Annotated in this window: 16 protein-coding genes and 2 pseudogenes; 8 read left to right on the forward strand and 10 right to left on the reverse strand. The window is 74.1% G+C overall.

Features of this window, described 5'->3' with window-relative positions:
* Window positions 1-101: 101 nt before the first annotated feature.
* Both ACI1MP_RS31515 and ACI1MP_RS31520 read right to left on the reverse strand, forming a co-directional pair.
* Entirely contained in the window at window positions 102-791 is a 690-nt protein-coding gene (locus ACI1MP_RS31515; RefSeq protein ID WP_404870083.1) for a response regulator, read from the reverse strand.
* Window positions 788-1,927: a sensor histidine kinase gene (locus ACI1MP_RS31520; protein ID WP_404870084.1), complete on the reverse strand. Its 1,140-nt coding sequence runs from the start codon at window positions 1,925-1,927 to the stop codon at window positions 788-790. The genes ACI1MP_RS31515 and ACI1MP_RS31520 overlap by 4 nt, the downstream gene beginning before the upstream one ends.
* Window positions 1,928-2,095: 168 nt before the next feature.
* On the opposite strand from ACI1MP_RS31520, the gene ACI1MP_RS31525 reads away from it, so the two are divergent.
* Complete coding sequence (locus ACI1MP_RS31525) at window positions 2,096-3,286, forward strand: alpha/beta hydrolase family protein (protein ID WP_404870085.1); 1,191 nt, start codon at window positions 2,096-2,098, stop codon at window positions 3,284-3,286.
* A gap of 45 nt (window positions 3,287-3,331) precedes the next feature.
* Here the strand turns inward: ACI1MP_RS31525 and ACI1MP_RS31530 are convergent, their stop codons facing one another.
* The 3 genes from ACI1MP_RS31530 to ACI1MP_RS31540 all read right to left on the reverse strand — a co-directional run bounded on the left by ACI1MP_RS31530 (window position 3,332) and on the right by ACI1MP_RS31540 (window position 7,101).
* The gene (locus ACI1MP_RS31530) at window positions 3,332-3,847 is read right to left on the reverse strand and encodes a GNAT family N-acetyltransferase (RefSeq protein ID WP_404870086.1); all 516 of its coding nucleotides are present in this window, start codon (window positions 3,845-3,847) and stop codon (window positions 3,332-3,334) included.
* Window positions 3,848-4,081: 234 nt separating this feature from the next.
* The gene (locus ACI1MP_RS31535) at window positions 4,082-5,896 is read right to left on the reverse strand and encodes a BTAD domain-containing putative transcriptional regulator (protein WP_404870087.1); all 1,815 of its coding nucleotides are present in this window, start codon (window positions 5,894-5,896) and stop codon (window positions 4,082-4,084) included.
* A gap of 59 nt (window positions 5,897-5,955) precedes the next feature.
* Complete coding sequence (locus tag ACI1MP_RS31540) at window positions 5,956-7,101, reverse strand: PP2C family protein-serine/threonine phosphatase (protein ID WP_380333636.1); 1,146 nt, start codon at window positions 7,099-7,101, stop codon at window positions 5,956-5,958.
* 377 nt (window positions 7,102-7,478) lie between these two features.
* Here ACI1MP_RS31540 and ACI1MP_RS31545 point away from each other — a divergent pair, with 377 nt between their 5' ends.
* The gene (locus ACI1MP_RS31545; RefSeq protein WP_380333635.1) at window positions 7,479-9,428 is read left to right on the forward strand and encodes a glycoside hydrolase family 5 protein; all 1,950 of its coding nucleotides are present in this window, start codon (window positions 7,479-7,481) and stop codon (window positions 9,426-9,428) included.
* Window positions 9,429-9,438: 10 nt separating this feature from the next.
* Here ACI1MP_RS31545 and ACI1MP_RS31550 read toward each other — a convergent pair whose 3' ends face one another.
* Entirely contained in the window at window positions 9,439-10,437 is a 999-nt protein-coding gene (locus ACI1MP_RS31550; protein WP_404870088.1) for a sensor histidine kinase, read from the reverse strand.
* Complete coding sequence (locus ACI1MP_RS31555) at window positions 10,427-11,092, reverse strand: response regulator transcription factor (protein ID WP_404870089.1); 666 nt, start codon at window positions 11,090-11,092, stop codon at window positions 10,427-10,429. The genes ACI1MP_RS31550 and ACI1MP_RS31555 overlap by 11 nt, the downstream gene beginning before the upstream one ends.
* A 298-nt stretch (window positions 11,093-11,390) precedes the next feature.
* On the opposite strand from ACI1MP_RS31555, the gene ACI1MP_RS31560 reads away from it, so the two are divergent.
* Window positions 11,391-16,109, forward strand: a complete 4,719-nt coding sequence (locus tag ACI1MP_RS31560) for a multicopper oxidase domain-containing protein (RefSeq protein WP_404870090.1) — start codon at window positions 11,391-11,393, stop codon at window positions 16,107-16,109.
* A 41-nt stretch (window positions 16,110-16,150) separates the two neighbouring features.
* On the opposite strand, the gene ACI1MP_RS31565 is transcribed toward ACI1MP_RS31560, so the two are convergent.
* Complete coding sequence (locus ACI1MP_RS31565) at window positions 16,151-16,579, reverse strand: winged helix-turn-helix transcriptional regulator (protein ID WP_380333631.1); 429 nt, start codon at window positions 16,577-16,579, stop codon at window positions 16,151-16,153.
* Between the two features lie 214 nt (window positions 16,580-16,793).
* On the opposite strand from ACI1MP_RS31565, the pseudogene ACI1MP_RS31570 reads away from it, so the two are divergent.
* A pseudogene (locus ACI1MP_RS31570) lies at window positions 16,794-17,138 on the forward strand (NmrA family NAD(P)-binding protein); the annotation flags it as partial.
* A gap of 657 nt (window positions 17,139-17,795) precedes the next feature.
* Here the strand turns inward: ACI1MP_RS31570 and ACI1MP_RS31575 are convergent.
* A pseudogene (locus ACI1MP_RS31575) lies at window positions 17,796-19,193 on the reverse strand (NAD(P)/FAD-dependent oxidoreductase).
* A 167-nt stretch (window positions 19,194-19,360) separates the two neighbouring features.
* Window positions 19,361-20,014 (reverse strand): TetR/AcrR family transcriptional regulator, encoded by a 654-nt coding sequence (locus tag ACI1MP_RS31580; protein ID WP_189274700.1) that lies wholly within the window; start codon window positions 20,012-20,014, stop codon window positions 19,361-19,363.
* 239 nt (window positions 20,015-20,253) lie between these two features.
* Here ACI1MP_RS31580 and ACI1MP_RS31585 point away from each other — a divergent pair, with 239 nt between their 5' ends.
* Genes ACI1MP_RS31585 through ACI1MP_RS31600 form a run of 4 tightly spaced genes read left to right on the forward strand, consistent with a single transcriptional unit; the run spans window position 20,254 to window position 25,776 of the window.
* Window positions 20,254-21,480 carry an MFS transporter gene (locus ACI1MP_RS31585; protein WP_404870091.1) on the forward strand — a complete coding sequence of 409 codons (1,227 nt, stop codon included), beginning with the start codon at window positions 20,254-20,256 and terminating at the stop codon, window positions 21,478-21,480.
* A gap of 42 nt (window positions 21,481-21,522) precedes the next feature.
* A complete protein-coding gene (locus ACI1MP_RS31590) occupies window positions 21,523-23,289 on the forward strand; it encodes a glycoside hydrolase family 3 protein (RefSeq protein ID WP_404870092.1) in 1,767 nt (588 codons plus the stop codon).
* 25 nt (window positions 23,290-23,314) lie between these two features.
* Window positions 23,315-24,373 (forward strand): 5'/3'-nucleotidase SurE, encoded by a 1,059-nt coding sequence (surE, locus tag ACI1MP_RS31595; protein ID WP_404870093.1) that lies wholly within the window; start codon window positions 23,315-23,317, stop codon window positions 24,371-24,373.
* A gap of 20 nt (window positions 24,374-24,393) precedes the next feature.
* A complete protein-coding gene (locus ACI1MP_RS31600) occupies window positions 24,394-25,776 on the forward strand; it encodes a carboxylesterase/lipase family protein (protein ID WP_404870094.1) in 1,383 nt (460 codons plus the stop codon).
* Window positions 25,777-25,794: the final 18 nt, after the last annotated feature.

The following is a 25,794-nucleotide window of genomic DNA, read 5'->3' on the forward strand; positions in this document are numbered from 1 at the left end:
GCGGTACAGCGGGCGGGCGCCGGGCTGGTCCCGGGTGGTGGATCACGGTCCGCACCGCCGGGGGAGTCCCGTTCAGGTCCACCGCCCCGGCCGGTGGGGCGTCAGCCGGTGGGCGGGCGGTTCCCACCCACGGTGACCAGGCCCGTCTCGTAGGCGATGACGACCAGCTGGGCCCGGTCGTGGGCGTGGAGCTTGGCCAGCAGCCGCCGGACATGCGTCTTGACGGTCGCGATGCTCAGCCCCAGCTGCTCGGCGATCGCGGGGTTGGGAAGTCCCCGGGCCACCAGGCGGAGGACCTCCCGCTCCCGCGGGGTCACGCCCGCCAGGTCCAGGGCGAGGTGCGGGCGCGGCTCGTGGCGTCCGGCGAACTCGCCGATCAGACGGCGGGTGACCGCGGGCGCGAGCAGGGCGTCGCCGGCGGCGACCACCCGCAGGGCGGTCAGCAGGTCGGCGGGGAGGATGTCCTTCAGGAGGAATCCGCTGGCCCCGCCGCGAAGTGCCGCGTACACGTACTCGTCCAGGTCGAACGTGGTGAGGACCAGCACCCGGGTACCGGCGGCGGCCGGGTCCGCGCAGATGCGCCGGGTGGCCTCCAGACCGTCCGTGCCCGGCATCCGGATGTCCATCAGCACGATGTCGGGCCGCAGCCGCAGGGCGAGTTCGACGGCCTGCTCGCCGCTGACGGCCTCGCCCACGACGGTGAGGTCCGGCACGCTGTCGATGAGCAGGCGGAAGCCCGCCCGCAACAGCGCCTGGTCGTCGGCGACGAGAATCCGGACCGACCGGTTCACCGTGCTGCCTCCGATCCGCAGGGCAGCCGCGCATGCACCCGGAACCCGCCCGTCGCCAGGGGGCCGGCGGAGAGGGTCCCGCCGCACATGGCCGCCCGCTCCCGCATCCCGACGAGTCCGTGCCCGCCGCCGGGCCGCCGGGACGGGGTCCGGGACGGGGGCCGGGCCGGCGCGTCGTTGACGACCTCGATCTCGACCGCCCCGGGATCCGTCCGGGACAGGTTCACCCGGCAGTCCGCCGATCCCGCGTGCCTGACGACATTGGTGAGGGCTTCCTGAACGATCCGGTAGACCGCCAGTTCCACACCCGGGGGGAGCGGCGGGTCCGGGTCGACGGACAGCTCCACGCGCGGGCCCGCGCCGTTCGCGAGCGCGGGCAGGTCCGCCAGCCCGGGGGCGGACCCCAACTCGGCCCCGTCGCCGGGTGATCGCAGCACGCCGAGCATGCGGCGCATCTCGGTGAGCGCCGTCCGGCCCGCCGTCCCGACCAGGGCGAGGGTCCGCTCGGCCTCCTGCGGGTCGGCGGCGGCCACCGCACGGGCCACCTCGGCCCGTACCGCGATGACCGTCAGATGATGGGCCACCACGTCGTGGAGCTCGCGGGCGATCCGCAGGCGCTCGTCCGTCAGGGCCTGCCGGGCGGCGAGTTCCGCGTACGACCGCTGCTCCCTCAGCGCGGTGCCCACCAGCCAGGGCAGGGTCATCATCACGGACGCGAAGACGACGTCCCCCGCGACCCCGGAGGCCGGGACCGGTCGCGGTACGAGGGCCATCGCCGCCGCGACGGCGCCCAGCGAGCAGCCGAGCGCCGTCGCGGACCGGCGCCGCGGTTCCCGAGCCGCCACCGTGTACAGGGCGACCCCGACGGGGATCCAGGACTCCTCCCAGCCGGTGAACGCCAGGGCGAGGACCGCTCCGGCCAGGACCGTGTACAGAACCCCGACGGGCCGGCAGCGCCGTACCGCGACCGGCAGCCAGACCACCGCCGCCACGGCTCCCGCGCCCCAGCCACCGCTCCGCGTCCCGCTCGCGCCGAACGCCAGGGCGAGGAGCACGGCCGCGACCGTGTCCACGCCGTGCCACTGTCCGTCCCGCAGACGTCCGGCCACCAGCGGCCGTGACTCCCCGTCGCCCATGCCGGCCACGCTATCCACGCGGGGGCCCGCGGCCCGTCAGCCCGGAGGACGTCATCCCGCGGGCCGAGTCATCCGCGCGGCCGATGCCCGTCGTACCCTCCTGGGCTGACACCGGGTTCGTCCCCGGGGGCGAAGCCGCCGGGCTCGTCGGACGGAACAGTGGAGCGCATGAATCGGAGAACACTGCTGTCCTCGGGCGCGGCACTGGCCGCCGCCATGATCCCGGGTCCGCTCGCGCCGGTGGCCGTCGCGCGACCGGGGCAGGAGGAACCCGTGCGGTTCCGACTGCCCGCCCCGAACGGACCGTACCCGCTGGGAACGATCGCGCTGCACCTGGTCGACACCGCGCGGCCGGACCCCTGGGTGCCCTCCCGCCCCTGCCGTGAGCTGATGATCAGCATCTGGTACCCCGCCCGCGACTGCGCGGCCCGCCCCACCGCTCCCTGGCTGCCTCCGGCGGCGGCCGACCGGTACTTGAGCCTCCTCGGCCTGCCTCCCGGCCGGGTGCGACTGGGCGGCACCCACGGCCACGAGGGCGCTCCCGTCGGCGGCCCACCGGGCCCCCTGCCCGTCGTGCTCTACTCTCCCGGCGCCGACGCGTCGCGGTCGTTCGGCACCGGCGTCGTGGAGGACCTCGCCAGTCACGGCTTCCTGGTGGTCACCGTCGACCACACCTACGACGCGGCGGTGGTCGGCTTTTCCGGTGGACGCGTCGAGACGAATCCGCTGGGCGGGGTCAGCGACTACGCCAAGGCCCTCGAGGTCCGTACCGCCGACATCCGCTTCGTCCTGGACCGGCTCGCCGTCCTCCGCTCGGGCGGCCGGCCCGGCGTCGGCCGCACCCCGCTGCCCACCGGCCTGCGCGGGGCGCTCGACCTGCGGCGCGTCGGGATGCTCGGCCACTCCCTGGGCGGCGCCACCACCGCCGCGACGATGCTCGTCGACGCGCGGATCACGGCGGGGGCGAGCCTGGACGGGGGCGCGGCGGGCCCGGTGGTGGACGCCGGGCTCGACCGTCCGTTCCTGGTCGTGGACACCCCGGGCAAGGGCGGCATGGAGAACAACCCCGCCCTGCGCGCGTTCTGGTCGCACCTGCGCGGCTGGCGCCTGCACCTGACCGTACGGGGAGCCGCGCACCAGTCGTTCGGCGACGACGTGCTGATCCTGCCGCTGCTCGCCCCGCTCCTGGGCAGGTCACCGGCCGATCTGGAGGAGGACGTCGGGACGATTCCCGGGCACCGGGCACAGGCGTTCCAACGCGCCTACCCGCGAGCCTTCTTCGACCTCCACCTCCGCGACCGGGGGCGGCTGCTCGACGGTCCCTCCCCCGACTTCCCCGAGGTCGACTACGCCCGGTGAACGCCTTGGCGCCGGTCCCGCCCGTCCGGGCTCCGGGGCGCGACGTCAGGAGCGGGCGGGCAGTTTGTCGGGGGTGAAGAAGACCAGCCGGGCCAGCTTCTCGGCCTGGGTGAACTCGGGATCGGTGGTCGCGGGCAGCAGGATCTCGTGGTGGAGGGTGAAGCCCGTCCGTTCCAGGCGGGCGAGGACCTTGGCGTTGCGGGCGTCCGGTTCACCCACGATGCGGCTGTGGCCCGTGAGCGCGTGTCCGAGGAGTTCGGGGAACAGCACGCTGGTGAAGCCCGCTTCCGCGGCGCCGGGGGTGGGGCCGAGGAGCAGGTGGATGCCGACGTCCCCGGGTTCGACGGGGTAGCACGCGCTGATGCGGTCGTCGGCCGGCTCGTAGGTGTGGAACAGCGCCACCGGGGTGTCGTCACGGTAGGCCAGGTGCGCCTGATGGGTGGGCAGGGCGTCCAAGTGGCGGTAGATGCCCAGGACTTGAGTGTGGCTCAGTTCGCCCATGCCCCAGAAGCTCGCCCGGGGCTCCGTGACCCACGCGTGGATCAGGCCCACGTCCTCCACGGGATCCACCGGACGCAGACGGACCGTCCCAAAACCGTCGACTGCCCGTTCGTAGACCCAACCGGCCCGTAACGCATCACCAGAAAGCATTTCTGCACACTATCGAAGACCGATGACCACCGAGCAGGAATCGGCAGGACCCGAACAGCCGCTGCCCGGCAGTCCCGGCGCCGCGTCCGCTTCGACCCGCGCCGTTCTCCACCCGGCCGGTGCGGTCACGGTGTTGACGGGGCGTCAGGCCTGCAGGTGGGCGTGCAGGTGGGTGAGACGGGGGAGGGCGTAGTGGGCGGTGTGGGCGGAGACCTCTTCGGTGGGGCAGAGCAGGACGCCGGCCAGGATGAGGCGTTCGAGAGCGGCGAGGGCGGGGGCGGAGGGCAGGGTCAGGGCCCGGCGGGCGTGGGCGAGGTCGAAGGTGGGGGTCCAGGGGTGGTGGGAGAGGCGGGTGAGGGTGTGGCGCTGCTCGGGGGCGAGGGTGTGCCACTGGGTGTCGAGGCGGTCGCGGAGGCGGGTCTCGCCGACGGCGAGTTCGTCGAGGGCGCGGTGCGGGTCGGCGAGGCGGTCGGCGAACTCGGCGAGCGGCAGGTGGCGCAGGGCGGCGAGTTTGTAGCCGGCCAGGCGGACCGCGGCGGGGAGCAACCCGCAGGCGGTGACGAGGCGTTCGGCGGCGGCGGGGGCGGCGTGCACCCGGTGGGCGCCGACCAGGAGCGACAGCAGGGCGAGGGCCTCGGGGGCGGTGAACGGAGCGAGGTCGATGCGGTGGGCGGCGCCGAGGCCGGGGAGCGCGGTGCGGCCGGTGACCAGGGCGGTGGCGGGGCCGTCGGGCGGGAGCAGGGCGCGGGCGGTGCGTTCGTCGGCGACGCCGTCGAGGACGACCAGCGCCCGGTGTTCGGCCAGCCACTCGCGCCAGCGGGCGTGCGTCCGGGCCGGGTCGGCGGGGTCGGCCGGCTGCGGCCGGTCGTCGGGGGTCAGCAGGCGGGCCAGGTCGGCGGCGACGGAGTGCGGCTCGCGGGGGTGGCCGGAGGCGTCGCCCAGGCGGACCAGGAGGCGGCCGTCGGGAAAGTCCTCGCGCAGCGCGTGGGCGGCGCGGATCGCCAGGGCGGTCTTTCCGACGCCGACCGGTCCGGTCAGCACCACGGGCCGTTCGGCGCGGCGCACCGCGTGGACCAGTTCGGCCGTCTCGGCCTCGCGGCCGGTGAACGCGGTGGTGTCCGGCGGCAGTACGGTCCGCCCGGTGCGGCGGGCGGGTCGTGGCGCGGGGCGGTCGGCGAGCAGTTCGCGGTGACAGGCCTCCAGCTCGGGGCCCGGTGACAGGCCCAGTTCGCGGGAGAGCTGCTGGCGGAGCTGGGCGAACGCGGCCAGGGCCTCGGCGCGCCGCCCGGCCCGGTGCAGGGCCAGCAGGTGGACGGCCTGCAGGCGTTCGCGCAGCGGGTGACGGTCCGCCAGGTCGGCGAGCGTGTGGGCGACGGGTGCGGCGTGGCCGAGTCGCAGTTCCACTTCCGCCCAGTCCTCGACCGCGCCCAGGTAACGGGACGTCAGCCGTTCGGCGACGGCCCGCAGGACGGAGGAGTGGCGTAAGCCGGGCAGCGGCGGGCCGTCCCAGAGCCGCAGCGCCTCGCCGAGCAGCCCGGCGGCCTGCTCGTCCGCCTGCCGGGCCGCCGCCTCCCGGCCGGCCCGCACCAGGGCGTCGAACTGCTGGGCATCCAACTCCTCGTCCGTGACCTGGAGTTCGTAGCCGCCGGGGCGGTGCACCAGGCGGTCCGCGCCGAGTGTCCCGCGCAGGCCGGAGACGTATACCTGGAGGTTCTTGCGGGCGGAGCGGGGCGGCTCGTCCTCCCAGACCGCCTCCGTCAGCAGGTCGGTGGAGAGCAGGGTGTTGGGGTGGCCGAGCAGGGCGGCCAGCACGGCCCGCTGCTTGAACGAGCCGAGGTGGAGCGGGCCGCGGTCGGTCTCGGCGGCGAGTTGCCCCAGCAGGCGGAACCGCAGCGCCGGGCGGGCGGCGACCGCGGTGGTGGGGGCGGTGACGGAGCGGCCATTCAGGGCGGCGACCACGAAACCTCCTCGTGCGCACGGTGCACCGTTGCTGCGTGCGTCCATGACAGATCAGCCTGTCAGAGGGGTGCGGGCCCGGGATATCCCAGCTTTCTGGGATGCGCCGGGTCGGGTGGCCAGGCCAGCGCGAGCAGGGCGGCGTCGTCGTCGGCGCCGCCGGTGGCGAAGGCCCGGGCGTCCCGGTGCAGCCACGCCAGCAGGGGCGCGGGGTCGGGGCCGTCGGGGTGCGCCGCCAGGTGGGCGGTCAGCCGGGGGAGCAGCGGATAGAAGGAACCGTCGGCGGCGCGGGCCTCGGTGAGGCCGTCGGTGTACAGCAGCAGGGTGTCCCCGGGGCACAGCCGGACGGCGGGCGCGGGGTCGTCGGCGGGGAGCGGGAGCAGACTGCTCAGGCCGAGCGGCGGCCGCGGGGAGACCGGGAGTTCGGTGACCGTCGTGCCGCGCAGGACCAGCGGCGGCGGGTGCCCGCAGGACAGTCCGTGGGCCGTTCCGTCGGCGGCGATCTCGACCAGGAAGGCGGTGCCGAACGCCTCGGAGTCGTTCAGGTGGCGGCGCAGGCTGGTGTCCATCCGGTCGGCGAGGTCGGCCAGCCGGGCGTGGTCCTGGGCGGCCTCGTGGAACGAGCCGAGGATGACGGCGGCCGTGGCGACGGCGTCCAGGCCCTTGCCGCGGACGTCGCCGATCAGGGCGCGGACGCCGTAGGCGGTGTCGGCCACCGCGTACAGGTCGCCGCCGACGCGGGCGTACTGGGCGGCGGCGCGGTAGGCCGCGGCGGTGCGGAACGGCCCGACGACGGGCGGGGGCGGGCGCAGGATCGCGCGCTGGGCGGCCTCGGCGACCGAGCTGATCTCCACCAGGTGCGCGGCCGCCTGCTCGCGGCGGTGCACCAGGTAGATGCCCAGCGCGGCGATGATGGCGATCACCCCGGTGGTGCCGATCGCGGCGCCGACCCGGCCGGGTTCGTCCGGCACGAAGGCCCAGCGGGTGCCGATCGCCAGCACCGCCGACGCCACGATCATCGCCGGCGGGAAGGCCATCGAGACCAGGGCGGGCACCGCGACCACCACCGACGGGGTCTGCCAGCCGGCGGGCGCGAACTGCAGGCCCACCATCACGCAGTACATCAGGGCGGCCGTCCCCAGCGACACCGCCCGCCCCACCCGGCCGACCCCGTACCCCGCGCCGTCCGCCTCGCGGTCGCTCCGCACCCCGTGCTCCTCCCGCCCGCCCGTGCACCGCTGCGTGCACGACCGCCCGCATCCTCCCGCGCCGGAGGGGCCGGTGGGGGCGCGCCACACCGCTGCGCGGCCGAAGCCGACCGCGGGCCGGCCCGCTCGCGGGCCCGATCGCACCGCTGCCGGGCGGACCCGGCGGCGGAGTCCGGCGCGCGGCGCCGGTCCCGGCCGCGCGGCCGCGAGTTCGCCGGCGCCGTGGTGACCGTCACGCCGCCGGTCGGCATGTTCCTGCCCGCCCGGCGGTACACCGTCGGGGACGCCGCCTCCGGCGGCCGCGACGGCCGACCCGGCGTCACCACCGCACCACGGCAAGGTCCGACGCACCTCTCCCCCCTCGTCAGGAGCGTTCCGTGAAACCTCGCACCACCGCGCTCGGGCGCGCGTCCGCCGCACTCGTCGCGGCGTCCGCCCTCCTGCTCGGCGCCCTCGCCCCCGTCGCGTCCGCCGCGACCGTCCCCCCTGCGGCCGGCCCGACCGCGGCGCCCGTCCTCACCGGCCCGCAGCTCGCCGCCTCCTGGACCGGCCCGCTGTCCACCCGGGGCCGGTACGTCGTCGACGCGAACGGCGAGCGGTTCAAGCTCAAGTCCGGCAACTGGGCCGGTGCGCAGGGTACTTGGCAGGGCAGCGGCGACGTCCGCGACCCGGCGAACCACCAGGCCCGGCAGCTGTCGAACAACATCCCGCTGGGCCTGGACCGGACGCCGATCGCCCGGATCCTGGCCGACTTCCACACCATGGGCCTGAACAGTATCCGGCTGCCGTTCGCCAACGCGCTCGTCCACGACACCGCCGCCGTCCCGGACTCCGCCGTCGCCGCCAACCCGCAGCTCAGGGGCAAGACGCCGTTGCAGGTGATGGACGCCGTGGTCGCGGCCCTGACCGCGGACGGCTTCGCGGTGATCCTCAACAACCACACCACCAGCTACCGGTTCTGCTGCGGCCTGGACGGCAACGAACGCTGGAACAGCGGACAGTCCACCCAGCAGTGGATCGACGACTGGGTGTTCCTGGCCCAGCGGTACCGGGACGACAAGCGGGTGGTCGGCGCCGACCTGCGCAACGAGGTCCGCCGCGACACCTGGAACGACGCCAACTGGGGCTGGGGCGACGACCACGACCTCAACCAGGCGCTGGAGGACGCCGGCAACCGGATCCTGCGGACCGATCCCGACCTGCTGATCGTCATGGAAGGCATCAACTGGCAGGGCATCCCCACCGACGTGACCCCGCACTGGCGTCCGACGCTCACCCCCGTCGCCACCCTGTCCAACACCCTGATCCGCTCCGACAAACTCGTCTACTCCGCGCACTTCTACGGCTACACCGGCCCCCGGCACACCGGCGCCACCGGCACCGGCGAGACCCACGACCCGCGCTACGAGGAACTCACCCCCGACCAGCTCGCCCAGGCGGTCGACGACGAGGCGCTGTTCGTGACCCGCACCGGCCAGCACTTCACCGCACCGGTGTGGATCAGTGAGTTCGGCGCCGCCGGCCGCGGCCCCGTCGACGCCCGCGAACGCGCCTGGTTCGACACCTTCACCGACCTCCTGGTGCGCAACGACACCGACTTCGCGATCTGGCCGCTGGTCGGCTGGAGCGACTCCGCCGGCACGCCGCAGGACAACTGGGCGATGGTCAACTACACGGCGGACGGCGCCCGGCTCGGCGTCATGGACCCCGGCGACTGGCGCGCCGCCGACTGGAGCAAACTGATCGACGCCCCCGCCCGCAGCGGGCCGGTCGCCGACGGCCCGCGCTGGAACATGCTCAACCTCGACCACTACGACGCCAACGCCTCCGCCACCATGCCGGCCGGGCCCGACTGGTCACCCGGCAACCGCAAGGGCAACTGCCCCGACACCCAGCGCCTGGCCGGCCTCGGCCGCAGCGACAGCCGCGGCCTGTGCACCGACGCCGGCCGGCCCGCCAAGGGCGCCGGCGCCTGGACGACCGTCACCGACGAGCGCTACGTCACCCACGGCGACTGGGCGAGCGGCTACAACAAGCTCCAGTGCCCGGACAACGCCTTCGCCGTCGGCTACAGCGTCAACCGCAACGCGATGTCCGCGCTGCTGTGCGCGCCCTCCGCCGCCGCGCTGCCGCTGACCGGGCGCAACGTGTGGTTCGACGGCGGCGACAACCGGCCCGCCACCGGCGGCTCGACCGCCAGCGACTGGGCGCCCGGCTACTACAAGGGCCAGTGCGCCGACAACGAGTACCTGGCGGGCGTCGCCTACACCTGGAAGTGGAACCACGGCGGCGTGCCCGACGCGCTGCTGTGCCGCCCGCTGAACTGATCCGTCGGTCTCAGTGCGGGAGCGCCGTCGGGAGGCGCATCCGGAGCAGCGAACCCCCGTGCGGGGCGGGGGAGATGCTGAGGTCGCCGGCGTGGGCGTCGAGGACGGCGCGGACGATGGCCAGGCCCAGGCCGGTGCCCGACAGGCCGGTGGCGGGGGAGTGGGCGAAGCCGACGCCGGTGTCCTCGACGTCGAGTTCGGCGCCGTGGCCGGCGGTGCGGCAGCGCAGCGTGATGGCGTCGCCGGGGGCGGTGTACTTGACCGCGTTCTCCACCAGCGCGTCGAGGGCGGCCTCCAGTCGGGACTCGTCGCCCTCGACGCGCACGGCGGGCGCGTCCAGGTGCCAGCGGCGGTCGGTGGCGGGCCGCCAGCGCTGGACGGTGCGGTGCACCAGCACGTCGAGGTCGACCGGGCCGAGTTCGGGCGCGGCGGGGTGGTAGGCGTCCGCCAGGACCAGCAGCCGGCCGGACAGCCGGGCGAGCCGGTCGAGTTCGTCGAGCACCACGTCGAGGTCCTCCCGCCCGGCCCCGGCGGGCAGTTCGCCCTGCACCAGCTCCGCGTAGCAGCGGGCCACGGTGATCGGGGTGCGCATCTCGTGGGAGCAGGTGCGGACGAACAGCTCCTTGTCCTGCTGGGCGCGGCGCTCCCGTTCGGCGGCGGCCCGGACCTCGGCGAGGGCCGCGGCCCGGCGGCGCACGTGCCAGGCCATGGCGAGGAACACCAGGGCCATCAGCGGCACTTCGGCGAGTTCGTCCCAGCCGAGCAGGCCGTGCGCGGCGTACGCGGCCATGGTGCCGCCGGTGACCAGGGTGACGGCGGTGAGCACCACGGCCGTCCGGCGGGTCGACCAGGCCTGGAAGCCGTAGACGATGGACATGCTGATCCACACCAGGTGGAACGCCACCGTCTCCAGGTGGGGCGCGACGAACAGCACCAGCTGGGTGCCCGCCACGAGCAGCACCCAGCCTACGAAGAGCGCGCGTTCGCGTATGCCGCGGTCAGCAGGCACTGAACGCGTATCCGACGTTGCGCACCGTCTCGATGATCGGCCGCGGAGCCTTGCCGCGGATCCGACGGACCGTCACGTCGACCACATTGCTGGCCAGGTCGTCGCTGCAGCCCCAGACGCCGGCCAGCAATTCGTGCCGGCTGCACACCTGTCCGGCCTGCCGCATCAGGTGGCCGAGCAGCATGAACTCCCGGTGGGAGAGCGGGATCTGCCGCCCGTCGATGCCGAGCGCCTGCCGTTCCAGGTCGAGTGCGACGTCCCCGACGCGCAGCCACCGCTGGGGCGCGCCGACGGGGGCGGTGCGCAGCCGGGAGCGGACGCGTTCGACCAGTTCGGCGGTGGCGAACGGCTTGCCGAGGAAGTCCACGGCGCCGAGCCGCAGGCAGCGCACCCGGGTGGCGACGTCCACCACGGCGGACAGCACCAGCACCCGCTGCTCGGGGCGGAGTTCGAAGGTCTGGCGCATCACCTCGAAGCCGTCGAAGCCGGGCAGCATCAGGTCGAGCACGACCAGGTCGTACGGGTCCTCGCGCAGGCGGTGGACGGCCTCCGGGCCGGAGCCCGCGCCCTGGACGAGGTGGCCGTCCGCGCTCAGCGTGCGGGTCAGGTAGGCCCGCAGCCGGATCTCGTCCTCGACGACCAGCAGTCGCGCCATGCTCGGTGCTGCCCCTCCCGCCCTCCGGACGCCGATCACGCCCAAGTTGCGGACGATTATCGCACTTTGTGTGCGGCCTGCGGAGCTGATGTGCCGTCATGACGTCCTCATGACAAGACTGTCATCTTCTCCGGCCCGGCCGCGGGCCGTCCGCACACTGGGGGCCGCATCCGCCGCAGCTCGTGGCCGGCCGGCGGCACGGCCGTCCACACCCCCGTGGCACCCGCCGTCGTCCGCCGCGCCGGAAGGGACGGACCCGCGCGACGGCGGCCGGGTGCCGACAGGGAGGAGAAACGGCGTGTTCACGCGCCAGACAACGAGGCCGCCGCGCCGCACGCGGCGGGCCCTCACCGCGATGGCCGGCGTCTGGGCAGTGGTGGCGGCAGCCCTGCTCGGACTGCCGCCGACGCAGCCCCAACCGGCGGCCGCCGCCCCGGCCGGACCGACCGACGCGACCAAGGTCCCGCACTACTTCGGCCCCTGGCCGAACTGGGCGAACAGCCCGCTGACGGTGTCCCGCGCCAAGGTCTCGATCACCAACAGCGCCACCACCGCGCAGGTCGGCAACCCGCTGACCGCCCGCGCCTACGCCACCGACTACGCGACCCCCAAGGGCCAACTCGGGCCGGTGTTCGTGGTTCTGGCCGGCACTCCGCTGCCCACCGGCACCCTGAAGGGCTTCCGCAGCTGGAACCAGACCGACCCCGGCGGCAGCCCCAGCAGCTCCGAGGGCGGCCTGTTCCACGGCTACGTGCTGCGCCCGACCGGCACTGCCGACCAGTACACGGTGGTCGCTGACAGCGGACCGCGCACGGTGCCCGCGTCGGGGGCCCCCGGCGGCGAGGTCACCGCGTACGACATGCCGGACACGCCCGTCCAGGCCGGCGACCTGATCGCCTTCTACGGCGAGGGCGTCCCCGTCGACACCGGCGTGGCGCACCCGACCGACACCCTGGTGTACCCGGCCGGCGCGGACAGCAGCACCAGCCCGCCGACCGGAGTCGCCCCCGTCAAGGACGCCGCCGTGACCGTCGGCGCACCCGGCTGGGAGCGCTACGCCGTCCAGGACCGGACGTACTCCTTCGGCGCCCAGGTCGCCCTGGCCGCCGGCGGCAGCGGCGCGGAGGCCACCGCCACCGTGGACCCGCGCACCGGCGGCATCGCGAGCATCGAGGTGACCACGCCCGGCCACGGCTACGTCGAGGGCGCGACCACCGTCACCGTCGAGGGCGGCACCACGGCGGCCACCGCCACCGCCGCCGTCCAGCAGACCCGCAGCGTCGTCGACTACCGGGTCGGCGCGGGCGGCAGCGGCTACGGCGGCTTCGCGGTCGCCGTCACCGGCGGCGGCGGGAGCGGGGCCGCGGCCACCGCCTCCGGCGGCGTGGCGGCCGTGAACATCACCGACAGCGGCGCGGGCTACACCATGCCGACCGTCGACTTCGACCTGCCCGCCCGGCCGGACGGCACGGTGGCCAAGGGCCACGTCGACCCGGCCGACCTCACCCCGTCCGGCGGCGTCGCCAAGGTGACCGTGGACGACCCCGGCAGCGGCTACACCGCCGCACCCGGCGTCACCGTCCGCAACGGCACGCTGGCCGACCCGATCCCCGGCGCGACGCCTGCGGCCGCCGCCAGCGGCCTGAAGCTGCTCGCGCTCACCGTCGACACGCCCGGCACCGGCTACGCCTCGACACCCGACGTCACCGTCACCGACCCCACCGGCAACGGCGGTTCGGGGGCCGCGGCGAGCGCCGTGACCAACCTGGGCGCGATCAGTTCGGTCACCGTCACCAGCCCGGGCGCCGGCTACCTGACGCCCGGCATCAAGAAGTTCCAGGACCGGCTGCCGACCACCTGCAACCCCGGCGCGAACGGCGCCGGCTGCCCGGACGTCCAGCAGCTCGCGGACCCGAGCACCGACCCGGCGGCGAAGTTCATCCCCGAGGCGGTGCCCGAGACCGTCACCACCAGCGGCAAGCAGGCCGACCAGTACGTCATCGGCCTGGTGCAGTACCGCACCCGGTTCTCCTCCGACCTGCCGCCCACCCTGGTGCGCGGCTACGTCCAGCTCTCCACGGACGCGGTGCCCGGCCGCAAGGTCCCGCTGTACAACGAGCTGATGGACGGCACCCGGCAGCAACTGCCGTACACCGGCGTCGCCGCACCGCAGTGGATGGGGCCGCTGATCGCCGCCACCAAGGACCGGCCGGTGCGGATCGTGTTCCGCAACCTGCTGCCCACCGGCGCGGCCGGCGACCTGTTCCTGCCCGTCGACAGCACCGGGATGGGCGCCGGCATGGGCCCGATGACGATGCCCGCGCCCGGCAACAGCTCCACCGTCACCGACGAGGTCCGCAACCCGGCCTGCACCGACGCCAAGCCGGGCTGCTACACCGACAACCGCGCCACCCTGCACCTGCACGGCGGCATCACCCCGTGGATCAGCGACGGCACCCCGCACCAGTGGATCACCCCCGCGGGCGAGCACACCGACTGGCCGCAGGGCGTCGGCGTGCAGAACGTGCCCGACATGGTGGACCCCAGCGGCGCGACGCTGTGCGCCGCCGCCGACGACGGCTGCTCGACGTTCTACTACTCGAACCAGCAGAGCGCGCGGCTGATGTTCTACCACGACCACTCCTACGGCATCACCCGGCTGAACGTGTACGCGGGCGAGGCCGCCGGCTACACCATCACCGACGACACCGAGAAGGCCCTGATCAGCAGCGGCACCATTCCCGACGCCGCGTCGACGCTGCCCCTGCTCGTCCAGGACCGCACCTTCGTCCCCGACGACGCCCAGCTCAAGGACCAGCTGGACGCGGGCGGCGACCGGGTCTCCTACGGCCAGGACCCGACCTGGGACGCCAAGCGCTGGGGCGGGAAGGGCAGCTTCTGGTACCACCACGTCTACATGCCGGCGCAGAACCCCGGCGACCCCAGCGGCATGAGCTCCTACGGCCGCTGGATGTACGGGCCGTGGTTCTGGCCGCCGGCCGGCGACACCACGTACGGGCCGATCCCCAACCCCTACCACGACCCGCACTGCAAGCTCGACGACCCGACGACCTGGCAGTACCAGGCGGCTCCCTACTGCGAGCCCGAGCAGATCCCCGGCACCCCCAACATCTCCATGGGCATGGAGCAGTTCAACGACACGCCCCTGGTCAACGGCGTCGCCTACCCGAAGACCACCGTCCAGCCGAAGACCTACCGGCTGAAGATGCTCAACGCCGCCAACGACCGGTTCTTCAACTTCCAGTGGTACACCGCCGACCCGAAGCAGGGCGACGGAACCACCGAAGTCGCCCTGAAGCCCGATGAGTTGAAGGCCGCGCAGACCGATCCAAATGTGGCGCCCACCCCCGTCGACGCCAACAACGGTGCCGCCGGGCCGAGTTGGATCCAGATCGCCAACGAGGGCGGCTTCCTGCCCGCCCCCGCCGTCATCGACGGACAGCAGCCGACCACCTGGATCACCGACCCGACCCGCTTCGACGTCGGCAACGTCGACAAGCACTCACTGACCCTCGCCCCCGCCGAACGGGCCGACGTGCTGGTCGACTTCTCGAAGTTCGCGGGCAAGACGCTGATCCTCTACAACGACGCGCCCGCCGCCTACCCCGCCCGGATCGCCTCCTACGACTACTACACCGGAGCCCCCGACCTCGCCCCCGCCGGGGCGCCGAAGATCATGCCCGGCTACGGCCCCAACACCCGCACCGTCATGCAGGTGACCGTCGCCGACATCACCCCCGCCCCCGCGTTCAACCTGTCGAAGCTCCAGGCCGCGTTCCGCCACCACGCGGACGGCTCCGGCGTCTTCGAATCCGGCCAGAACCCGGTGATCGTCGGACAGGCCGCGTACAACTCGGCCTACGGCACCGGCTTCGCGGCCGGCAGCAACTGCAACACCGCCAACACCGCGGTCAAGACCTGCGACGGACTGGTCCGGGTCAACGACACCACGGCGTTCAACTTCAACACCCTCAAGGCGCCGAACGCGAAGAGCACCCTGACGCTGCAACCCAAGGCCATCCACGACGAGATGAACGCCACCAGCTTCGACGCCTACGGCCGGATGCAGGCCACCCTCGGCGTCGAGGCCCAACCGCCCACCCCGGGCGCCCAGAACGTCACCCTCTACCCGTACATCAACCCGCAGACCGAACTGATCGACGGCACCGCGCTGCCGAGAGCGGACGCGAAAGTCACCCCGATCGGCTCGACCGCCGACGGCACCCAGATCTGGCGGTTCACCCACAACGGGGTGGACACCCACCCGATGCACTTCCACCTCTACGACGTCCAAGTGCTCAACCGGGTCACCTGGGACAACATCATCCTGCGGCCGGACGCCAACGAACTCGGCTGGAAGGACACCGTGCGGATGAGCCCACTGGAGGACACCATCGTCGCGCTGCGCCCGGTGGTGCCCACCACGCCCTTCGAAGTGCCCAACTCGGTGCGGCTGTTGGACCCGGCGATGCCGGCCGGCGACACCTCGATGTTCAACAACGTCGACCCGCAGGGCAACGGGACCGCGCCGATCACCAACCAGCTGGTCAACTTCGGCTGGGAGTACGTCATCCACTGCCACATCCTCAGCCACGAGGAGATGGACATGATGCGGCCCGAATCACTGGTCCTGCCCCCGGCCAAGGCCGACGGGCTGACCGCCTCGGTGATCGGCCAGGGCGGCAACGCCAGGGTGCAGCTGCGCTGGCGGGACAACTCGATCAACGAGACCTCGTTCACCGTCCAACGCTCCACGGACGGCACGACCTGGACCGACGTCGGGACGATCGCCTCGCCGCTGGACCAGCCGAACATCCACCAGGACCGCACCTTCGTCGACATGACCTCCTCGACGACGACCCCGTACGCCTACCGGGTGGTCGCGCTCAACACCGCCGGCTACGGCGGGCAGTTCCCCAGCATGACCGCGAAGTCCCTCTCCGACCCGCTCCAGGTTCCGGCGGCGGTCAGCCCCAACGGGCGGATCCCCGCCTGAGCAACCGACCCGGGAGGGTGGGCGGTCGACGCCCTCCCGGGTCAGCGGATCTCGTTCTCCGGGTGCTCCAGGTCGTAGGCGTGCCGGGCCTCCGCGATCGCCGCGCGATGGGCCAGCGACCAGTCGGCGAGCGCCTTCACCAGATGGGTCAGACCCGCGCCGGTCTCCGTCAGCCGGTAGTCCACCTGCGCCGGGACGGTCGGGTAGACCGTGCGCAGCACCAGGCCGTCGCGCTCCAGACGACGGACGGTGAGGGTCAGCATGCGCTGCGAGATGCCCTCGACGGCGCGCTGCAGCTCCCTGAACCTCCTTGGCCCGCCCGCGAGTTCGACGACCACCAGGACGGACCACTTGTCGCCGATCCGGTCCAGCACGTCCCGGATCCCGCAGTCCGGATGGTCCTGCCGCCCGCACGGTTCGAGCTCGGCGGGGGTGGCGGGGGTGGTTACCTCCGTGTGCGTCAGTGACATCGAACTGCCTCCTTGTGGGCGGTCGTCGCGCGGGCCGAGGATCAACCGTAGTGACTGGTTACCGAGGAGAACCAGCGCCCGACGGCGCGAAAGGCTGTGACCGATCATGATTCTGGTGACCGGAGCGAACGGAAACCTCGGCGCGGCCACCCTCGCCGCGCTGCGCCTGGCCGGCGTACCGGCGCAGGGCGGCAGCCGCACCCCCGCCGGGGGCATGCGACACCTCGACTTCGACGACCCCGCCACGTTGGACCTGCGCGGCGTCGCCACCCTGCTGCTGATCTCCGCCGGCTACGCGGAGGACGACATCGTCCTCGCCCGGCACGCCGCCGTCCTCGACGCGGCCGCCCGCGACGGCGTCGGCCACGTCGTCTACACCAGCCTCACCACCGGCGGCGACCACCTCGCCTTCGCGGCCGCGCACCGCGCCACCGAACGGCTGATCCGCGACAGCGGCCTGCCCTGGACGATCCTGCGCAACGGCCTCTACGCCGAACTCTTCGGCGGCCTGCTCACCTGGACCTCCGACGGCCTGGAATCCCCCTTCGGCGACGGCGCCCTCGCCGCCGTCGCCCGCGCCGACCTCGCCCAGGCCGCCGCCACCGTCGCCGCCGACCCCACCCCCCACACCGGGCTCGTCCACGACCTCGTCGGCACCCCGATCACGGCGACCCGGATCGCCGCCGCCCTCGCCGTCCCCCACCGCACGCTCGACCTCACCACCTACCGCGACCGCCTCCTGAACGCCACCCCGGGCCTGCTCCCCTTCCAGCCCCCGATGCTCAGCTCCATCGCCACCGCCGTCCGCCACGGCTTCCTGTCGGCCACCGGCCCCGACCTGCCGAACCTCCTCGGCCGCCCACTGACGGACCCACTGGCCGTTGCCGCCGCCGCCGCCTCGGCGTCGCACCGAGCCGCGAGCGGGCACGAGCCCGGGGGCGCGGGCGGGGGCGAACCTGAGGGCGCGGGCGGGTGCGAAGCCGGGGGCGCGGGGAACTGCGCGAAGGGGAACGGGACTTCGGGAAGTTCCGGGATTCCGCAGCAGCCCGAATCCTGGCTCCGGCCCACCCGAGGGGTGCACGCCCCGGGCGGGGCCGGCCAGGTGCGACCGGCTGTCGGACAACGGATCCCACGGACGTGTTCGTCCCCCTTCGCGCTGTTCCCCGCGCCTCGGGTGAGCACCTGCGCGCGAGCCGGCCGTGCCGGGATGTTTCGGTCAGCTGTCGAAGCCCAGGCCGAAGCGGTCGAGGGTGCGCAGCCACAGGTTGCGGTGCCCGGCGTTGGCGTCGGCCCGGGTGAGGGCCCACTGGGTGATGCCGATGCCGACCGAGCGGACCGGCTCCGGCGGGAACGGCAGCGGCTTGCGACGGACCATCTCCAGCTCGGTGCGTTCGGTGCGCTCCCCGGCGAGCAGGTCGAGCATCACCTCGGCGCCGAACCGGGTGGCGCCGACGCCGAGCCCGGTGTAGCCGGCGGCGTAGGCGACCTTCCCGCGGTGGGACAGGTCGAAGAAGGCCGAGAACCGGGTGCAGGTGTCGATCGCGCCGCCCCAGGCGTGGGTGAAGCGCAGGCCCGCCAGCTGCGGGAAGGTCCGGAAGAAGTGCCGGGCGAGGGTGGCGAAGGTCTCCGGCCGCTGGTCGCGTTCGGCGCTGACCCGGCCGCGATACTGGTGGACGACGTCGTAGCCGCCGAACAGGATCCGGTTGTCGGCGGACAGCCGCACGTAGTGGAAGTGGTTGGCGCTGTCGGCCCAGCCCTGCCGGTTCTGCCAGCCGACGGAGGCGAGTTGGGCGTCCGTCAGCGGCTCGGTCATCAGCGCGTAGTCGTAGACCGGGACGGTGTACGGCCGGTGGCGGCGCAGCAGCGACGGGAAGGCGTTGGTGGCGAGCGCGGTGCGGCGGGCGGCGATCCGGCCGTAGGGGGTGCGGACGGCCAGGCCGCCGGGGGTCTCGGCGAGGGCGGTGGCGGGCGTGTGCTCGTGGATGCGGACGCCGAGGTCGAGGCAGGCGCGCTTGAGGCCTCAGGCGAGGCGGGCCGGGTCGAGCATGGCGACGCCGTCGCGGTCCCAGAGGCCGCCGAGGAAGGTGGGGGAGTCGACCTCGGCGCGCACGGCGTCCTGGTCGAGGACGTCGAGGTGGCTGCCGTAGCGGGCCGCGAGCTCGGCGAACTCCCGCAGTTCGTCCACCTGGTGGGGCTCGGTGGCGATGCTGAGGGAGCCGTTGCGCCGCCAGTCGCAGTCGATGCCGTGGCGGCGGACGGTCTCCTGCATGGCGTCGAGGTTGGCCTGTCCGAGGCGTTCCAGGGCGGCGAGTTCGCCGGGCCAGCGCTGGTGGCCGTTGGCCAGGCCGTGGGTGAGGCTGGCCTCGCAGAAGCCGCCGTTGCGTCCGGAGGCGGCCCAGCCGGCCTCGCGGGCCTCGATCAGCAGCACGTCCAGTGAGGGGTCGCGCTCCTTGGCGATCAGCGCGGTCCACAGTCCGCTGTAGCCGCCGCCGACCACCAGCAGGTCGCAGCGGGTCTGGCCGACCAGGGCGGGCTCGGCCTCGGGCCGGTCGGGGGAGTCCAGCCAGAACGGTACGGGCTGGGCGTCCCGGAGGGCGTGGACGGGGTCGGCCATGGCGGGGCTCCTTCGGCGGTGCAGGGGACGCCGGGCCCCGGAGCGGGGTTGCGGGACCCGGATGCCGTCATCAGACCGTTCCCCGTCGGCCAACGTCAATGGCGTTGACATAAGCGCGCCCGGGACGCCGCAGACTCCGGTGGGCGGCCGCCCGTCGCGCCCGGCCGTCAGCCGCGCGGGCGAGCGGCGTCCGGCAGCGGCGTGCCGGCGGTGGACAGGGCCCGGTACAGCCGGTCCAGGTAAGCGTGCAGCTGGCCGGGCATGTCCACGGACTGGTCGAGCACCCATTGGAGCTGCAACCCGTCCATGACGGCGAGCAGTTGGCGGGCCTCGGCCGGGCAGTCGGTGTCGGCGCGCAGCTCCCCGCTGTCCACGCCGCGGTGCAGCGACTGGGCGGCGTCGGCGGTCAGGGTCCGGTAGCGGCGGGTGAAGAAGGCGTGCGCGGGGTGCTCCGGGTCGCCGGACTCGCCGACCAGGGCGTTGAACATCCGGGTGCGTTCGGGCCGATCGGCGTTGTGGGCGGCCAGGTCGACCAGGCGGTGGAACCATTCGGCGACGGTGGCGCACTCCTCGGCGAAGAACTGCTCGATGTCGTTCTCGTCGCTGGCCTCCAGCACCGAGACCAGCAGCGCCTCCTTGGTGCGGAAGTGGTGCAGCAGGCCGCCCTGGGTCAGGCCCGCGTCCTTGGCGATCCGGGCCAACGAGGTGCCGCGGAAGCCGAGTTGGGCGAAGTGCGCGACAGCGGTGTCCAGGATTCGGGTGCGGCGCTCGTCGCCGACCGCGTAGCTGCCGCGGCGGGCCGGCTCGTGCTTCACGTCCATGGCTGCCACCTTAGCCAACGCGCCGCACAGCCCTGTGCGGTGTGATCCAGGCCACAAAATGAATACCTACTGACCACTCGGTTTTCGTGCTTTGCTGGTCCGGCCCCGCCGCCGTGCCCGTTCCGGCCGGACGGCCACCTGACGTGCCGTCCGTCCGCCGTGCCGCACCCTGCGCGCGGGGCACCCCCACCCTTCACCCTCCCGCCGCACGGGACCGTGGCCACCCCAGGAGGCCGGTCATGACCACCGCCGACGACGTCGCTTCCCACCCGAGAACCGCCGGCCGGGCGCTGCTGCCGATGCTCACCCTCGGCAACTCCGCGCTGTACCTGGTCTACCTCGGGGTCGGCGGCGTCCTGCTGCCCGCCCAGATCGAACTGCTCGACCCGGACGGCAAGGTCGGAAGTCTCGGCCTGGTCTCCGGCGTCGCCGCCGTGTTCGCCACCCTGTTCAACCCGCTCGCCGGACTGCTCTCCGATCGCTCCGGGCGCCGCAACCCGTGGATCCTCGGCGGCGGCCTCGCCTCCTTCGGCGCGCTCGCCCTGCTCGGCCAGGTCCGCACCATCCTGCTGGTCACCCTGGTCTGGTGCCTGGTGCAGGCCACCATGAACTGCTTCCAGGCCGCCCTCACCGCCGTGGTCCCCGACCGGGTGCCCGCCGAACGCCGCGGAGTGGCCTCCGCGATGGTCGGCATCGGCACTCCGATCGGCTCGGTGGTCGGCATCCTGCTCGCCGCCCGGTTCGTCCCCGACGGCCTCGGCACCGGCTACCTGCTGATCGGCGCCGTCATCGCGCTGGCCGCCGTGCTGTTCACCGCACTGGTCCGCGAAGGGCGCCCGGCGAAGACCGAACCCGTCCCGCTGCGCCGTCAACTCGCCGCGTTCGCCGAGACCTTGAAGGTCGCCGACTTCCGCTGGGCGTTCATCGGCCGGTTCCTGATGATGCTCGGCTTCTTCGCCGTCTCGCTGTTCCAGTTCTACATCCTGCAGGACCACATCCGGCTCCCCGACGGCATGGACGCCCCCGGCGCCCAGACCTACCTCGCGCCGGTGGACGCGGTCTCCACGCTCGCCGCCACCGCGCTCGGCGGCTGGCTGTCCGACCGGCTCGGCCGCCGCAAGCCGCTGATCGCCGTCTCGTGCGTCCTGGCCTCCGCCACCATGGCCGTCCCCGTCCTGCTGCCCACCTGGACCGGCATCCTGCTGTACACCGTGCTCGCCGGGATCGCTTTCGGCTGCTACATGGCCGTGGACACCGCCCTGGTCACCCAGGTGCTGCCGAGCGCCGCCGACGCCGCCCGCGACCTGGGCGTGCTGAACATCGCCAACGCCGGCCCGCAGATCCTCGCCCCGCTGGTCGCCTCCGCGGTGGTCGGCCTGGCCGGCTACGACGCGCTCTACCTGGCCGGCGCCCTGATCATCCTGGGCGGCGCGCTCGCCGTCGTCCCGATCCGCGGCGTCCGCTGACCCGCCCTCAACACCCCTCGCCCCTCGTACCGGAGAAACACCATGCACCGCACCTCCCTCCCCTACCAGGACCCGGCCCGGCCGGTGGACGAACGCGTCGAGGACCTGCTCGGCCGGATGACGCTGGAGGAGAAGGCCGGCCTGCTGTTCCACACCATGCTGCCGATGCACGCCGACGGCCGGCCCGTGGAGGACGGCGACGACGGCGACTTCCCCACCGACACCACCGGGCTGATCCGCCGTCAGGGCCTGAGCCACTTCAACCTGCTGGGCACCGCCGCGCCGCGCCGGATCGCCGAGTGGCACAACGCCGTCCAGGAGATCGCCCACGGCACCAGGCTCGGCATCCCGGTCACCGTCTCCACCGACCCCCGCCACTCCTTCACCGCCAACATCGGCGCCTCGATCCGGGCCGGCGCGTTCTCCGCCTGGCCCGAGCCGATCGGCCTGGCCGCCGTCCGCGACCCCGAACTGGTGCGCCGCTTCGCCGACATCGCCCGCCGCGAGTACCTCGCCGTCGGCCTGCGGGTCGCCCTGCATCCGCAGCTCGACCTCGCCACCGAACCGCGCTGGTCGCGGCAGACCGGAACCTTCGGCTCCGACGCCGCCCTCACCGCCGAACTCGCCGAGGCCTACATCCGCGGCCTCCAGGGCGAGCGGCTCGGCCCGGACAGCGTGGCCGCCATGGTGAAGCACTTCCCCGGCGGCGGGCCGCAGAAGGACGGCGAGGACCCGCACTTCCCGCACGGCAAGGAACAGGTCTACCCGGGCGGGATGCGCGAGCTGCACCTCGCCCCGTTCCGGGCGGCCGTCGCGGCCGGCGCCGCCCAGATGATGCCCTACTACGGGCAGCCGATCGGCACCGACTGGGAGGAGGTCGGCTTCGGCTTCAACCGCGGCGTGGTCACCGGCCTGCTGCGCGAACAGCTCGGCTTCCGGGGCGTGGTGTGCACCGACTGGGGCCTGCTCAACGACGACGAGATCTTCGGCGAGCCGCACCGCGCCCGCGCCTGGGGCGTCGAACACCTCACCCCCGCCGAACGCGCCGCCAAGGCGCTCGACGCCGGGGCCGACCAGTTCGGCGGCGAGGAGTGCCCCGAACTGCTGGTCGCCCTGGTCCGCGACGGGCGGATCACCGAGGAGCGGCTCGATGCCTCGGCCCGGCGCCTGCTGCGGGAGAAGTTCGTCCTCGGCCTGTTCGACGACCGCCGCTACGTGGACCCCGACGCCGCCGAACTGATCGTCGGCAACCCGGAGTTCCGGGCCGCCGGGGCCGCCGCGCAGCGCCGCTCGCTGACCGTCCTGGTCAACCGCGCCGACACGCTGCCCGTCACCCGCCCCGCCCCCCGGCTCTACACCGAGGGCCTCGACCCCGCCGTCGTCGCCCGCCACGGCCGGGCCGTCCAGGACCCGGCCGAGGCCGACCTCGCCGTGCTGCGCCTGTACACGCCGTACGAGCAGCGGCCGAACCTCTTCGAGTCGCTGTTCCACTCCGGGTACCTGGACTTCCCCGCAGACGAACTCGCCCGCATCCTCGCCGTGTTGGACGCCGTGCCGACCGTCGTGCTGATCAACCTGGAGCGGCCGGCGGTGCTCCCCGAGATCGCCGAGCGGGCGCACGCCCTGGTCGCCGACTACGGCGCGCAGGACGACGCCCTGCTCGACGCGGTGTTCGGACTGGCCCGCCCCGAGGGCCGCCTGCCGTTCGAACTCCCGCGCTCGATGGCCGCCGTGGCGGCCTCCCGCCCCGACGTGCCCAACGACACCGCCGACCCGGTCTTCCCGTACGGTCACGGCCTCGACCTGTGACCCCCCGTCAGAGAGGGACCCGCGCATGAGACGCACCGCCCGCCTGCTCGCTGCCGCCACCGCCGCCGGCACCCTGGCCGTCACCGTCCCCGCCGACGCCGCGCCCGCCGTCCCCGCACCGGCCGTCCGGCCACTGGCGGGCCTGCGGGTGCTGCTCACCAACGACGACTCGATGCGGGCCGCCAAGGCCGCGCAGTCCGACGGCCTCGGACTGTACGAGCTGCGCCGCGCCCTGTGCGCGGCCGGCGCGGACGTGGTGGTGATGGCGCCCTGGCAGGTCCAGTCCGGCAAGGGCACCGCCGTCAGCAACAGCGGCACGCTGGCCCTGGCCCGCCGCGGCGAGCTGCCCGCCGGCTACGGCGCGGACTGTGCGGGCGCGCCGTCCGGCGGGGCCGTGTACGGGGTCTGCCTGGACGACGCCTGCCGGCCCGACAGCCCCGCCGCCACCCCCGTGGACACCGTGCACCTCGCCCTGCGGGCCGCCCTCGCGGACCGGGCCAGCTGGTCCGGCGGGCCCGACCTGGTGGTCTCCGGCATCAACTCCGGGGCCAACGTCAGCGCCCAGGTCAACGACTCCGGCACGGTCGGCGCGGCGCTCGCCGCCGTCGACGACGGCGTCCCGGCGCTCGCCTTCTCCACCACCGGCGACGACAGCGGCGAGTACTTCCCGACCGCGGACTACCGGGCCACCGCCGACTACGCCGCCCGGCTGATCGCCGGCCTGCGCGGACACGACCTGCTCAGCCGCGCCTTCGCCCTCAAGGTGGACTACCCGGACATCACCGCCGGCCGCCCCGCCGGGCCCGCCCGGTGGACCTCCGTCGGCCGCGGCCGGGAGGTCTGGCACGCCTACGAGCCGACCGCCGCCGGCGCCTACGCCATCAGCCTCGGCTGGTGCGAGCACCGGCCCGGCGACAGCTGCACCGAGACCGTGCCGGACGCCGACGCCACCGCGCTGCTGCGCGACAACCGGATCTCCGTCACCCCCGTCACCCCCGACCGCACCTACGGCGCGCGCCCGGCCGACCCGGCCGAGCTCAACCGCGTCCGCCACTACGTCGAACACCAGGGGCCCACCCCGTGACCCGTCCAGGAGCAGAACAGATGACCGTCGTCCCCACCCGCAGCGGCCCGGTGCGCGGCGAGCGCCGCGCCGACGGGAGCGTGCGCTTCCTCGGCATCCCGTACGCCCAACCCCCCGTCGGGGCACTGCGGTTCGCCGCGCCCGTGGCGCCCGAGCCGTGGACCGGGGTGCTCGACGCCACCGCGTACGGGCCGACCGCGCAGCGCCGGCCGTTCGCCGAGATCACCACCATCCCCGAGCCGACGATCCCCGGCGCGGGCACGCTCAACCTGAACGTCTTCACCCCCGCCACCGACCCGGCGGCCGGCCTGCCGGTGCTGGTGTGGATCCACGGCGGCGGCTACGTCGCGGGCAGCGCCGCCAGCCCCTGGTACGACGGTACGGCCTTCAACCGGGACGGCGTGGTGCTGGTCACCGTCGGCTACCGGCTCGGCGTCGAGGGCTTCCTGCACCTGCCGGACGCGCCCGACAACCGGGGTGTGCGGGACTGGGTCGCCGCCCTGGAGTGGGTCCGCGACAACATCGCCGGCTTCGGCGGCGACCCCGCGAAGGTCACCGTCGCCGGGCAGTCGGCGGGCGGCGGCGCGGTGCAGACCCTGCTGGCCGTGCCCGCGGCCCGCGGGCTGCTGCGCGCCGCGATCTCCGCGTCCGGCGCGGTGCTCGAACCCGACGCCCCGGCCGTCGCCCGGACGCTGGCCGAGCGCACTGGAGCGGTGCTCACGGCCGCGGCCCTGCAGGACGCGAGCGACGAGCGGCTGCTCGAACTCCAGGACGCCCTGAGCGCCGACGACTCGCTGCTGGCCCTCGCCCCGTGCGTGGACGGCGAACTGGTGACCCGTCCGGTGGCCGAGGCGGTCGCCGAGTCCGAGGTGCCGCTGCTGCTCGGCTTCACCGCGCACGAGTTCGCCGCGCCCGGGCCGGCCGTGCCGGGTGGTCCCGAGGTGGACGCGATGCTCGCCGCGTTCGGCCTGGACCCGGCGCGCGCCGCCCGGTTCCACGCCGAGAACCCGCGGGCCGCATCGGGCGAGGTGCTCACCGACTGGCTGTTCCGGGCCCCCGCGCTGGCCCTCGCCGAGGCCCGCGTCGCCCTCGGACGTCCCACCTGGCTCTACCAGTTCGAGTGGACGGGCAGCGCCCCTGGCCGGTCCGGTCAGGCCTACCACTGCACCGACCTGCCGTTCGCCTTCGACGCGCTGACCGCAGAGGGCGTCGAGGAGGCGCTGGGCACCCGCCCCCCGCAGGACCTCGCCGACGCGATGCACACCGCCTGGGTCGCCTTCGTCCGGGACCTCGACCCGGTCTGGCCGCCCTACCGCGACGGCCGCGCCACCATGCGGTGGGGCTCGGAGGCGCGGGTCGAGCGCGACCCGCTGCGGGCCGTCCGAGAGATCTGGGCCGGCTGACCGTCGGCCGTCGGGACA

The organism is Kitasatospora griseola, from assembly GCF_044999035.1.
Classification (GTDB): Bacteria; Actinomycetota; Actinomycetes; order Streptomycetales; family Streptomycetaceae; genus Kitasatospora; species Kitasatospora griseola.

Coding starts and splice junctions, on each gene's coding strand:
- ACI1MP_RS31590 (WP_404870092.1), top strand. CDS start 21,523: ATGCACCGCACCTCCCTCCCCTACCAGGACCCGGCCCGGCCGGTGGAC.
- ACI1MP_RS31555 (WP_404870089.1), bottom strand. CDS start 11,092: ATGGCGCGACTGCTGGTCGTCGAGGACGAGATCCGGCTGCGGGCCTAC.
- ACI1MP_RS31525 (WP_404870085.1), top strand. CDS start 2,096: ATGAATCGGAGAACACTGCTGTCCTCGGGCGCGGCACTGGCCGCCGCC.
- surE (WP_404870093.1), top strand. CDS start 23,315: ATGAGACGCACCGCCCGCCTGCTCGCTGCCGCCACCGCCGCCGGCACC.
- ACI1MP_RS31585 (WP_404870091.1), top strand. CDS start 20,254: ATGACCACCGCCGACGACGTCGCTTCCCACCCGAGAACCGCCGGCCGG.
- ACI1MP_RS31565 (WP_380333631.1), bottom strand. CDS start 16,579: ATGTCACTGACGCACACGGAGGTAACCACCCCCGCCACCCCCGCCGAG.
- ACI1MP_RS31580 (WP_189274700.1), bottom strand. CDS start 20,014: ATGGACGTGAAGCACGAGCCGGCCCGCCGCGGCAGCTACGCGGTCGGC.
- ACI1MP_RS31600 (WP_404870094.1), top strand. CDS start 24,394: ATGACCGTCGTCCCCACCCGCAGCGGCCCGGTGCGCGGCGAGCGCCGC.
- ACI1MP_RS31520 (WP_404870084.1), bottom strand. CDS start 1,927: ATGGGCGACGGGGAGTCACGGCCGCTGGTGGCCGGACGTCTGCGGGAC.